At 30.5% G+C, this 12,048-nt stretch carries 13 protein-coding genes; 7 read left to right on the forward strand and 6 right to left on the reverse strand.

Annotated features, from left to right (window positions below):
- The first annotated feature begins 54 nt into the window (after positions 1-54).
- Both H0I23_RS15590 and H0I23_RS15595 read left to right on the forward strand, forming a co-directional pair.
- Positions 55-618: a type 1 glutamine amidotransferase domain-containing protein gene (locus tag H0I23_RS15590; protein ID WP_216784211.1), complete on the forward strand. Its 564-nt coding sequence runs from the start codon at positions 55-57 to the stop codon at positions 616-618.
- A 93-nt stretch (positions 619-711) separates the two neighbouring features.
- Positions 712-2,232: a GH3 auxin-responsive promoter family protein gene (locus tag H0I23_RS15595; RefSeq protein ID WP_216784212.1), complete on the forward strand. Its 1,521-nt coding sequence runs from the start codon at positions 712-714 to the stop codon at positions 2,230-2,232.
- Here H0I23_RS15595 and H0I23_RS15600 read toward each other — a convergent pair whose 3' ends face one another.
- From H0I23_RS15600 to cls, 3 genes are all read right to left on the reverse strand, one after another.
- On the reverse strand, positions 2,233-2,880 hold the full coding sequence (locus H0I23_RS15600) for a hypothetical protein (RefSeq protein WP_254073621.1): 648 nt from the start codon (positions 2,878-2,880) through the stop codon (positions 2,233-2,235).
- Positions 2,881-2,887: 7 nt separating this feature from the next.
- Entirely contained in the window at positions 2,888-3,358 is a 471-nt protein-coding gene (locus H0I23_RS15605; RefSeq protein WP_216784213.1) for a hypothetical protein, read from the reverse strand.
- A 91-nt stretch (positions 3,359-3,449) separates the two neighbouring features.
- On the reverse strand, positions 3,450-4,871 hold the full coding sequence (gene cls, locus H0I23_RS15610; protein ID WP_216784214.1) for a cardiolipin synthase: 1,422 nt from the start codon (positions 4,869-4,871) through the stop codon (positions 3,450-3,452).
- 161 nt (positions 4,872-5,032) lie between these two features.
- On the opposite strand from cls, the gene H0I23_RS15615 reads away from it, so the two are divergent.
- The 3 genes from H0I23_RS15615 (at position 5,033) to H0I23_RS15625 (ending at position 8,197) form a co-directional block, all read left to right on the forward strand.
- On the forward strand, positions 5,033-6,586 hold the full coding sequence (locus tag H0I23_RS15615) for a hypothetical protein (RefSeq protein WP_216784215.1): 1,554 nt from the start codon (positions 5,033-5,035) through the stop codon (positions 6,584-6,586).
- 73 nt (positions 6,587-6,659) lie between these two features.
- Positions 6,660-7,073, forward strand: coding sequence for an arsenate reductase family protein (locus tag H0I23_RS15620; protein ID WP_254073622.1), 414 nt, complete (start codon positions 6,660-6,662; stop codon positions 7,071-7,073).
- 17 nt (positions 7,074-7,090) lie between these two features.
- A complete protein-coding gene (locus tag H0I23_RS15625) occupies positions 7,091-8,197 on the forward strand; it encodes a DUF748 domain-containing protein (RefSeq protein ID WP_216784216.1) in 1,107 nt (368 codons plus the stop codon).
- A gap of 22 nt (positions 8,198-8,219) precedes the next feature.
- Here the strand turns inward: H0I23_RS15625 and H0I23_RS15630 are convergent, their stop codons facing one another.
- Complete coding sequence (locus H0I23_RS15630) at positions 8,220-9,038, reverse strand: SDR family oxidoreductase (protein WP_216784217.1); 819 nt, start codon at positions 9,036-9,038, stop codon at positions 8,220-8,222.
- 209 nt (positions 9,039-9,247) lie between these two features.
- Between H0I23_RS15630 and H0I23_RS15635 the strand changes: the two genes are divergently transcribed.
- Entirely contained in the window at positions 9,248-9,739 is a 492-nt protein-coding gene (locus tag H0I23_RS15635) for a Dps family protein (RefSeq protein ID WP_216784218.1), read from the forward strand.
- Positions 9,740-9,996: 257 nt separating this feature from the next.
- On the forward strand, positions 9,997-10,608 hold the full coding sequence (locus H0I23_RS15640) for a hypothetical protein (RefSeq protein ID WP_216784219.1): 612 nt from the start codon (positions 9,997-9,999) through the stop codon (positions 10,606-10,608).
- 206 nt (positions 10,609-10,814) lie between these two features.
- On the opposite strand, the gene H0I23_RS15645 is transcribed toward H0I23_RS15640, so the two are convergent.
- Positions 10,815-11,843, reverse strand: a complete 1,029-nt coding sequence (locus H0I23_RS15645) for an AraC family transcriptional regulator (protein ID WP_216784220.1) — start codon at positions 11,841-11,843, stop codon at positions 10,815-10,817.
- A 20-nt stretch (positions 11,844-11,863) separates the two neighbouring features.
- On the reverse strand, positions 11,864-12,013 hold the full coding sequence (locus H0I23_RS16890; RefSeq protein ID WP_216784221.1) for a lmo0937 family membrane protein: 150 nt from the start codon (positions 12,011-12,013) through the stop codon (positions 11,864-11,866).
- Positions 12,014-12,048 lie beyond the last annotated feature (35 nt).

A 12,048-nucleotide genomic window follows, 5' to 3' on the forward strand; every position in this document is an offset into this window, starting at 1 on the left:
GTAGGATATTGGTTACAATATCTTAGAAAAGATTAATGAAGAAAATATCAAACTATGAAATTAGAAAATAAAAAGGTAGCTATCTTAGCTACTGACGGATTTGAAAAATCAGAATTATTTGAACCTCTTGAAGCATTAAAAAAAGAAGGAGCTGAAGTAGATATAATTTCTATTAAAAAAGGAGACATTAAAAGTTGGGACCAAACAGATTGGGGAAAATCTATAGCTGTTAATTTTGATCTGAACGAAGTAAACGAATCAGACTACAGTAGTTTAGTTTTGCCAGGAGGAGTAATTAATCCCGATACGTTAAGAACAAATGAAGATGCGTTAGATTTTATAAGAGCATTTTTTAAAAGTGGAAAACCAGTAGCAGCTATTTGCCATGCTCCATGGTTATTAGTAAGTGCAGGTGTTATTGAAAATAGAGAAGTAACATCATACAAAAGTATTAAAGATGATATTTTAAATGCAGGCGGTACTTGGATGGATGAAGAGGTTGTTGTGGATAGCGGGTTAGTAACAAGTAGGAACCCTGGTGATTTGCCAGCTTTCATTGAAAAAATGATTGAAGAAATTAAGGAAGGCAAGCACAAGAAACAAGTGGCAAGTGCTTAATAAAAAATCTTAGATAAATAAGAATACTAAAATCGGTGTGGAGATACAAATCTAGCCGATTTTTATTTTATAAAAACATTAAATAATAACCATATGGCAGTTTTAGGGGCAATAATAAAAGGAGTTATAGAATTAAAAGATAAACTGACTCCAGAGTCTAATCCTATAGAGGAACAAGAAAATCTTTTAAAAAATATTTTAGAAAAAGCAAAAGACACTGCCTTTGGTCAATATTATAATTTTGATAAGTTAATTGATGCCCCTAATACATCAAAATTATTTTCTAGTTCAATTCCTTTTTTCGATTATAATAAAATAAATGACGAATGGTGGAGTAAACTGCATGAAGGAAAAGAAAATGTAACATGGCCAGGAACACCAGATTATTATGCGTTAAGTTCGGGTACTACAGGTAAAACTAGTAAAAGAATACCTGTTACTGATGCTATGATTTCAGCAATAAAAAGTACGGGTATAGATCAAGTATCTGCACTTAGTAATTTTGATTTGCCTGCGGATTTTTTTGAAAAAGGAATTCTGATGTTGGGGAGTTCTACCGATTTAACTGAAAAAAACGATCATTTAGAAGGTGAAATTAGTGGTATAAGTGCAAGTAATATTCCTTTCTGGTTTCGAGATTATTATAAACCAGGAGAAGAAATTGCACAAATTGAAGATTGGGACGAACGTGTTCAGAAAATATCAGACAATGCAAAAAATTGGGATATTGGTGCGCTAAGTGGTATACCTTCATGGATAGAATTAATGTTAGAGAAAGTTATTGCAGATCATAATTTAAATAATATACACGAAATTTGGCCTAACCTACAAGTTTATACTTCTGGAGGCGTTGCTTTTGCACCTTATAAAAAAAGCTTTAATGCTTTATTAGCACACCCAATTACAGTTATTGATACATATTTGGCATCAGAAGGTTTTGTAGCTTTTCAAGCAAGGCCAGAAACTGACGCTATGAAATTAGCAACGAATAGTGGTATCTATTTTGAATTTGTGCCTTTTAAGCCTGAATACATTAATCAAGATGGTTCTTTAACTGATGATGCACCTGCACTTACACTTTCAGAAGTAGAAAAAGATCAAGATTATGCTTTAGTAATTAGTACTGTATCTGGTGCGTGGCGTTATTTAATTGGAGATACTATTGAATTTACAGATTTAGAACGTGCTGAGATTAAAATTACTGGACGAACAAAATTCTTTTTAAATACCGTAGGGTCACAGTTGTCAGTAAATAAACTAGATGATGCCCTGAACCATATTGAAGAGGTTTTTAATGTTAAAATATCTGAGTATACACTTTGTGCAAAACGTTTTGATGAGGATTTTTACCATAGCTGGTATTTAGGAACAGAAGATGAGCTAGATACTAAAAAGGTGATTGCAGCTTTAGATGAGCATTTAAAAGAAGCTAACAAAAACTATAAAGTAGCAAGGTCAAAAGCATTAAAAGGAGTAAAGGTAACTATCGTTTCTCCAAATGTTTTTCACGAATGGAACGGTGCAAATAAAAAGAAAGGTGGACAGGTGAAAATGGAACGTGTAATGGGTGAAGAGAAATTTGAAGAATGGGAGAAATTTACCAATAATATTTAATTACTTTAAATTTAGAGCCTTATCTCGTTCTTCTACAATTGCCAAAATTTCATCAGGAGAAAGATAGTATTTTTTAATTCTAGCTTTGTAAACTTCCGATAAATTGGTGTTGTTTAAGATGAAATTTTTTGTTTCTAAAATATATTTATCCATGTTTTTTTCAACGGCATATGAGTCTGCTGCTCTTTCTGCTTCTCTAATCGATTTATCTAAAAGAATATATTTTATTCCGAACCAAATAAGATCAAAACTATTTCTGTTTCTATAGTCCATAACATGACCTAATTCATGTCCAAGCCAGCCAATCATTACATTTTCAGGAATGTTTTTGGTATCAAATTTTACACCTTCAATTTCAAAAGACTCACTTACAAATATATAATAACGCCTATTTTTTTTTGAATTTAATAAGCTCCAAAATGAAGGCTGCGCCTGCATTATAGATTTTTTAATATTCTTTTTAAATTTAATTTCAATTCTAGTGTTTTTCAACTCAGGATAATAAGAGAGGGCTGTTAAAGCTTCCTTTCTTATAGAATCGGGTACTATATGTTCTGATTTTTTATCTTTCATATTTGCAAATGCAACGGTTATTAAAATGCAAAAAGTGGCTAATAGCCACTTTTTTAATTTACTCTTCTTTTTCATGTAATTTTTAAAACTGGTATCTGATACCTAATGCAATATCTAAATCTAAATCGTCAGAATAGTTGTCGTTAAAACCTAATTCAGGACGCATATCTAGAGAAAGTATCAAAGGAAAATCAAAATTATATTCAATTCCAATATCACCTGCAATTACAGCAAAAACACCATCGTTTTCACCAGCATCAAATGATCCTAAACCACCACCAGCACCAACAAACCAATTAAAACCACCATCAATAGGCATAACCCATTGGTACAATCCAATTAATTTAAAAGCATCTACATTATTAGAGTCTCTCCATCCTAAATCAAATTCAAGTCTGTTATTTTCTTTCAAATAACGTTGGTAAGATACTTCTCCACCAAAACCATCATTATCACCTAATCTAAGACCTAATGCGTTTTTAGAAATTGACTGTGCTTGTGCAGCTACAGTTGTTAAAATAATTACGGCTAATACACCTAAAATTTTCTTCATCTTCTTTGTTTGTTTTATTACAGCAAATTTAACGATGGTATTGAGTTTCTATTGCTCTATTCGAATTTATAATTAACCTAAACCAATGGTTTTAAAGTAGTGGGCTAAAAAAATTAGCAAGGCCTTCTAAGAATTTTTGGGCTATCGGCCTATTCTTAAAAGTTTTATAATCTATTAGATTATTCTTATGGCATTGGGTGTCAAATTCCTCGCAAATAACTTTAGTGATTTTACTGTCATATATTAAAGCATTAGCTTCAAAATTGTGTTCAAAACTTCGGTAATCAAAATTGCCAGAGCCTACAGAAGCAAGTTCGCTATCAATTAATATAACCTTGCTGTGTGAAAAATCGTTTCTTAAAAATATTTTAACACCTATAGCAAGCAATTCTTCAAAGTTAGCATACATACTGTATTTAGCCATTATAGAATCTGATTTACTAGGTATTAGAAGACTGACCTCTATACCGCTTAATGCTGCTACTTTTATCGCTTGAATTACTGTAACACCTGGTATAAAATAAGGGTTGGCAATACAGATGCTTTCTTGAGCACTGTTAATCATAGCAACATATTGTTGCATAACGGCGGGTTGCTTAGAGTCTGGACCACTGGTAACAATTTGTATCGTACTATCACCTATTGGTTCATTATTTGGCAAATATTTTTCATTGATTAAAAGCTCTTCGTCACTAGCAAAATGATAATCTTTAATAAATACGCGATGCAAACTGTTTACAGCAGGGCCTTTAATCATTAAATGTAAATCTTTCCAAATACCTAATTCAGATATATTTTTTATGTATTTATCAGATACATTTACGCCGCCAATAAATCCTATTTTACCATCAATGACTGCAATTTTTCTATGGTTTCTATAATTTAGTGTAAATAGTAAACTTCCGAATCGCAATGGCATCATAGGAAAAGCTTTTACACCAATTTTTTTAAACCGTTTTATAATTTTCCCTCTAAAAGCAAAACTACCAACAGAGTCATATATAAGCCTTACCTCTACACCTTCATTTATTTTTTCTTTAAATACGTTGTAAAAACGTTCAGTTAGCTCCCCTTCTTCAAAAATATAATACTGTAAATGAATAAAGTTTTCAGCTTCTTGTATTGCTTTAAAAATAGAATCAAATGTTTGCTTTCCATCATTTAAGACGGATACATTATTACCTGAATACGGTAAAAAAAAGGTGTTGCTTTCAATTAGTTTAGAGAGTTTACCATATTTTAAAGAGTCTATCTGAGTTGTATTATTTGTACTTTCTAGCTCTTGATAAGTTTCGTTATAAAGTTTTCTTCTTTCTGTTTGGCGCAGTCTAAAAAATTTAAATTTTCTTCGGTTAACACCAAATAAATAATATAAGATAGGGCCTCCAAAGGGTATCGCAATTATAGCAAGTAACCAACTTAATGATTTTGTAGGCCTAGAACCATGCAAAACAATACTGCCGAAAGCCCACAGCGTGCATATACCGTACATTATATAAAAAAAGGTGTTCATGAGATTTTGTTGTGTTGCTTGAATTTTTGGGTTAAAGTACTAATAAATACCATGTCAATTTAAAAGCAATTGTAATGCAGTTAATTATAAGTTTGATAGGGGCTGGCTATGTTTCAGTAATAGCGGAATTTTATCGTGTATAACTAACCATACTTCACATTTTGAAAGATTATAGAAGACATAGGAGTAGATTTAAGAAACTTAATTTAGTGCTTTTGCCACTACTTACTTTAGGCGTTATAGGCTATTTTGTAGTTACAAATTATGTGGAAAATAAGATTGAAACAGTACTTAAAAGTGATTTAAAAGAATCGTTTGATATTAGTTATGAAGATATATATGTGAGTCTTTTTTTTAAAAGTATTCAGATTGATAAAATACGTATAAAGCCTACAGCATCTAAAAGCTTTACAACTATAAAAAAATTAGAAGTAATTGGGATTAGTTATTATGATCTCATTAAAAATGGAAATTTTATTATTGATGATGTTGTTTTTGATAAAATAAATGCAACACATTATCAAAAGAAAGACTCATCAAAACTTAAAAAAAGTAACACCAATTTTAAGCAAACAATTAAGATTGAAAATTTTAAAATAACCAATTCTAATATCGACCTTTATAAAGCTAATGATAGTTTAAATTTTACAATTAAAAATTTAGACTTTAATGTTTCTAATTGCCTGATAAACTCAAAAACATTAGCTTCTAAAATTCCTTTTAAGTTTAAAGATTTCAAATTTCAATCAAATGAAGTTTATTTCAGTTTAAACGAGTACGAGGCATTGCGTATGGCTAGCATATCGTCGGATGAAAAGTTGACTATTAAAAATTTTGAATTAAAATCTAAGTATTCAAAAGAAATTCTTCAACATAAAATAAAAAAAGAGCGTGACCATATAGATTTAGAAGTACCTATTATAGAGATAAGCGGCCTGAAATTAAATTTTAAACAAGATTCTTTAAATTTAGAAATTCAGTCAGGTTTGCTTGAAAGTTTGAGGCTGAATATGTATCGTAATAAACTTATATCAGATGATTTTACTGTAAAAAAAATGTTTGGCGAAAAAATACAAAACCTACCTTTTTCTTTAAATATAGAGGAGCTTTTTGTTAAAGATGGAGAAATCAGATATTCAGAACTAGTTACTTTAAAGGCTAAAGCAGGCGAAATATTCTTTACAGAATTGAATTCTAGAATTATAAACATAGCAAACACTAATAAAAAAGAAATTTTGTTTGATAATAAAGCTAAACTTATGGGTGTTGCTCCTATAAAAGTAAAGTGGTCGTTTTACCAGGTAAATGATAAAAACCTATTTAAGGCTTCTGGCAGCATACACAATTTTGAAACAGAAAATGTAAATGCTTTTTTAAAGCCAAACCTCAGAGCAGAAGCAGAGGGTTCAATTAACGAATTGTATTTTACAATAAGTGGTGATGATTATGCTTCAATAGGAGATATGAAAATGAATTATGAAGATTTTAAATTCGTTGTTCTAAAAAAAGATAGATTAGGCGTTAATAAAGTATTAACTTTAATAGGTAATGTATTTACTAACGATGGTTCTCATACTGATGATAAAGGATACAGATACGGGCAAATTGAAGTAGAAAGAAACTCCACTAAATCATTTTTTAATTATTTATGGCTCAACGTCAAAAGTGGTATTCTATCAACAATGACGGGTAATGGTAAAAAAGATGAGAAGTAATTGAATTAATAATAAATTGGAACACGCCAAGCGTTTCCGAGCCGTTAAGATACCTTTATTAAAAAAATAACAGATGGACGATATGGGAGTAATTTCAACAGATAATAAAAAAATTACGTTATACTATAACTCGGAAAATAGTATTGGTCAGCAGTGTTACGCTTACGTACAATCTTCAGATAAAAAAGTATTAGGTATAGATGTTTCTAAAACAAATGTTTCAGGAACACAATGGGCAGAATTAGCAGGTAATTTAAATATACCTGTTAAAGATCTTATTAATGTAGATCACGCAGATTTCGTAAAACAATACGGCGACAAAAAAATTGATTTAGAAGCGCACGATTGGATGAAAATTTTAGAAAAAAGCCCAAAATTAATTCAGTACCCTGTTTTAATAATTGGCGAAAATTACCACCAATTAAAAAGTGGATCTGATTTTAAAAAATTCTTAGATGGCGATAGCGCAGGGTTAAAAGAGGCATAATTATTTAAAACAGAGGCATGGACATTAAGGTAAAGCGAAGGATATATAAAAAGAAAAGATATATAGTGCCGATTATAATAATCGCATTATTAGTACTATCTAGAATTCTGCTGCCTTATATAGTAAAAACCTATGTAAATAAAGTATTAGCAGATATACCTGGGTATTATGGCCATGTTAATGATATTGATATTTCATTGATAAGAGGAGCATACGTTATCGATAATTTGTATTTAAATAAATTAGATGCCGGTACAGAGGTTCCGTTTTTGAATTTTGAAAAAACAGATATATCAATAGAGTGGAAATCAATTTTTAAAGGAAAAATTGTAAGTGAAATTATAATGACTCGTCCTGAAATTATTTATGTTTTTGAAGATCAGAAAGAAGAGCCAACAGATGCTGATTTTGATGATTGGACGAAAGCATTAACTGACTTGGTACCTATTGATATCAACAACCTTGAAATAATAAATGGAAAGGTTGCATTTGTTGAAGTTACTGCAGAGCCCACCATCGATTTACATATGGATAAATTGAATTTACAGGCAACAAACCTCCGTAATATTGTTCAAAATGAAAGAACATTACCGTCTGATTTGCATGCTACAGCAGTGTCAATTGGTAATGGTGAATTTAAAATGGAAGGTAAAATGAATTTAGTAAAGCAAATACCAGATATGGATGTATCATTTTCATTAGAAAATGCATCTGTAACGGCTTTAAATGATTTTACAAACCATTATGCAGGTATCGATTTTGCCGAAGGTAATTTTAACCTATTTAGCGAATTAGCCATTGCGGATGGTTATTTAAAAGGCTATATAAAACCCTTGCTAAAAGATTCGAAACTTATCAGTAAAGAACAAGATAAATTTTTTGATACCCTATGGGAGGGATTCGTAGGCTTCTTTAAATTTATATTGAAAAATAAAGGCAATAATACCTTGGCAACTAAAGTGCCTATTGAGGGTGATTTAACCAACGTAAACTCTAAAGTGTGGCCAACAGTTTGGAATGCTTTTAAAAACGGTTGGGTTAAAGCTTTTAAAAATGTAGTTGATGACGATATTACTTTTAAAGATGCCGAAGTTGAGGCAGATAAAAAAGAGGATAAGAAATAAAAAATAAAAACGGATAACTATTTTATCCGTTTTCTGTAAATCCTGGATAACAAGTCATTCCTCCATCAACAAAAAGAGTAGTGCCATTTACGTATTCTGATTCGTCAGATGCTAACCAACTAGCTACGCTGCCAATATCATCAGGGACTCCCATTCTGTCGTAAGGTATAAGTTTTAAAACTTTTTCAAGTCCCTCTTTATTATCCCATACATCTTTATTAATATCTGTTTTAATAGCTCCAGGCGCAATACTGTTACACCTAACTTTTTGTGGTGCATAGCCTTGGCAAATACTTTCCATTAACATTTTTAAACCACCTTTAGCAGCAGCATAATTTGCATGGCCAGCCCATGGTATAATTTCATGTACAGAGCTTATATGTATAAGCTTACCGATAGATTTTGATACCTCGGGTCTCATTCCTCTCCTTAAAAACTCATTAAGGGCTTCTTTTGCACACAAAAACTGCCCAGTTAAATTTACATCAATAACTTGTTGCCATGCACTTAAAGGCATTTCATGTAAAGGGTAATCTTTTTGTATGCCTGAATTTGGTATGCAAATATCAACAGTTCCAAATTTAGAAATTGTTTGTTTAAACAAGTCTTTAACCTCATCTTCTTTACTAACATCACATTTAATAATTAAAGTTTCAGGAGCATTTGATTGTTTTGATATTTCATGAGCAACCTCTTCTGCACCTTCTTTATCACTGTGGTAATTAATTACAACATTGGCGCCTTCTTTAGCTATAGACTTTGCTATTGAAGCTCCTAACCCTGAGCTTGAACCCGTAATAATACAGGTTTGATTTTCGAGTCTTTTATTTGGTTTTTGCATGATGTATAATTTTAAACTAAAATTAAAAAATTACAGAGTAATTATACTCAAAATTAGCGGTTCGAGTGCGTAATTTTAGCGATTGAGGTAATTGTAGTTCTTGTTTGCTGACAGGTTTTAATCGCGGCAATTTATAAATGGAATACAGCAAACGGTACGTGATTATATAGGTAATTTAGATGTAGATAATAATTAAAAACACATATATAATGAAAGCAGAAAAAGCAGAAATAGGAATTAAAGAAACAAACAGAAAAGCAGTATCTGAAATGTTACAACAGATTCTTGCTGATGAATTCGTTTTATATACAAAATATAGAAATGCACACTGGAACGTTGAAGGAAGTGACTTTCATACCAAGCATGTATTTTTTGAAGAAGAGTACGGTAAGCTAGAAATTATAGTTGATGAGGTAGCAGAACGCATTAGAATGTTAGGTGTATATGCGCCAGGTACATTAAGAGAGTTTATTGAGCTTTCTCAATTAGATGAGAAAAAACCAAAACAAAATGATAGTGTTAGCTATATGAAGCTATTGTTAGACGATCATCAGCAAATAATATCATATATTAGAAAGAGCATTAGTGAAAATGCCGAAGAACATAACGATGAAGGTACAGCCGATTTTATTACTGGTTTAATGCAACAGCACGAGCAAATGGCTTGGATGTTGAGAGCATCGGTGAAGACATTTAAATAGAAATTTTTACTCACATTTTAAAAAAGCGATAAGATTCAGTTCTTATCGCTTTTTTTATTTATTAGATGTTGATATGAGTTTTTTCTCAATTTAGAGTTGTGAGTTTTTGTTATATTTAGGTGTTATAGGTAATGTAAAACCAAGCGGGAATAAAATTTCACTCAGGTTTTGGTGAGGTTTTTACGGAAGAAATTCTGTGTTTAGATACTTACTCGTAAGGATTGGTGTAGCTAGCAATGATTATTGAATAATAGTATATGATAGGAGGAGCAAGTGGGCAAGGTATGATAACAAGCCTGAGGAATAATAGAAAACTCCTTAAATCAAAACGTTCATTTTTAAATCAAAAAAAAGAATTTTTAAAAGCAGCAGAAGGAAAGTTAGAGTTAAAAAAGGCTTCTAAAGAAGAACTTAAGCTACTTAGAGCGGAAATTTACAAAGAACGCAAAAGACAAGATAGAATAAATGTAACTGTTTGGTTGTCAATTGTATTTGCACTAGTGTTAGTAACATTTTTTTTCGCAAATATATTATCTAATCATACTTTTAAATTAGAGAAGGAGAACCTTAAAGTTAAAACGGACAATTATTTAAAATTGATTGAAGATGGCGACCAGTGGTTAAAAGCTAAAAATTGGAATAATGCTATTTTTCAATACAAAGAAGCATTGGAAATTTTTCCTAACGAATATGATATTAACTATAGGCTGACCTATGCATTGAGTTTAAAATGCGAAACAGATTTCATGAATTGCAAGGAGGCAAAAGATAATTTAGATAGATTACTTATAGCTTATCCTCAAAAAAGAGAGCTCTTTGAATTACAAAAAATTCTGGAGTATGAACAAGAATCTCAGAATTTTCAATGAAATTTTTCGTGATGTTTGGTATAATAGTGAATCATATGACCAAGCATTTAATAAAAGACTTATTGAAAAAGGAATGATTAAATTGAAACCTGTCTTTTATAAAGTAAACTAGAGTGGTAACTACAAATTTATATTCTAGGGTTAATAAAAACCAAAAAAGCCACTCAATTGAGTGGCTTTTTAGGTAATCAAATTACTTATATATATTATGCTGTTACAGCTAACGTATGTTGGTTGTCTTGGTAGTATTTTGGACTACAATCGTACTTTTCTTTAAATATTTTAGAAAAATAACTTCTACTAGTTAACCCAACTGAATATACAATCTCAGAGATGTTTAAATCTGTTGTTTTAATTAAGTTTTCAGCAGTCTCAACTCTTACGTTTCTAATGAAATCAGTAACAGTCCTATCATGCAATAATTTAAAACCTTCTTGTAGTTTAGAAGGAGATAAACCAGATTTTTTGCTTAAATATTTAAGGCTATATTGAATTTCAGGATAGTTTTTAATGAAATCAGAAATTTCTTTAACATCCTCCATCTCGTTTCTTGTTAAAGAACCCAAGTTGTTGTTTTCGTTTTTTAAATCTTCGTTATGCTGTTGTATTTCCATTGCAAGAATTACGTGTACAGTACCATTTATTAATAAATTACGTACAATACCTTTTTGTGTAATGGCATCTAATTGTTGTATTTTTTCAGCAATTTTTAAATTATATGAACCTACATAAGAAAAAGTTTCTTCTCCGTTTTTAGGCATAAATGTTTTAATCAATTGATTTTTTAATAAATCGATAGATTCATCATTTGCATCAACCATAGCATCTACTTTTACGTTAGAGAATTTTACTTGCTGATCTTTTCTGAAAAACAATACAGTATCTCTATTTGGATCACTTGAAAAAACACCTGTCTGAAATTGATTTAAAGATTTTTTAGAACCTTCTTCATTAAAACCAAATGCTAATTGCCCGCTAGAACAATACATGAAGTTTATAGGGTTTGTTTTAGAAGTGCTGCTTTTTAAAATAACATCTTCAGTAAAGCTAACATCATATTTCATGAAAGTAATATCATTATCAAACTCAATACCTGTAATAGAACCTGATACTAAATCGTTGTTTAAAACAAGGGTGTACTCTTGTTGTTTTTTATTCAACTTACCACCAAGTTTATTTTGTAATTCGTTAAAATTCTGAGAAATATTGTTTGTAGATATATATATAGTTTTCATAATAGCTGTTTTTAAAATTATCAATTATTTTTTTTAAGCACTGTTACTATTAATGCAGCTGTTGCTATAAGTAGTAACACATGTATTATTGGGCCGATATTGAAATAAAAAAAACCCAGAGCCCATAGTATTAATAAAAACACTGAAAGGGATTTTAATATGTTTAACATGTCAATAAATTGTCGCTAGATAGTTTTGTCATGTT

It is taken from the genome of Cellulophaga sp. HaHaR_3_176 (assembly GCF_019021925.1).
In the GTDB taxonomy this organism is placed as follows: domain Bacteria; phylum Bacteroidota; class Bacteroidia; order Flavobacteriales; family Flavobacteriaceae; genus Cellulophaga.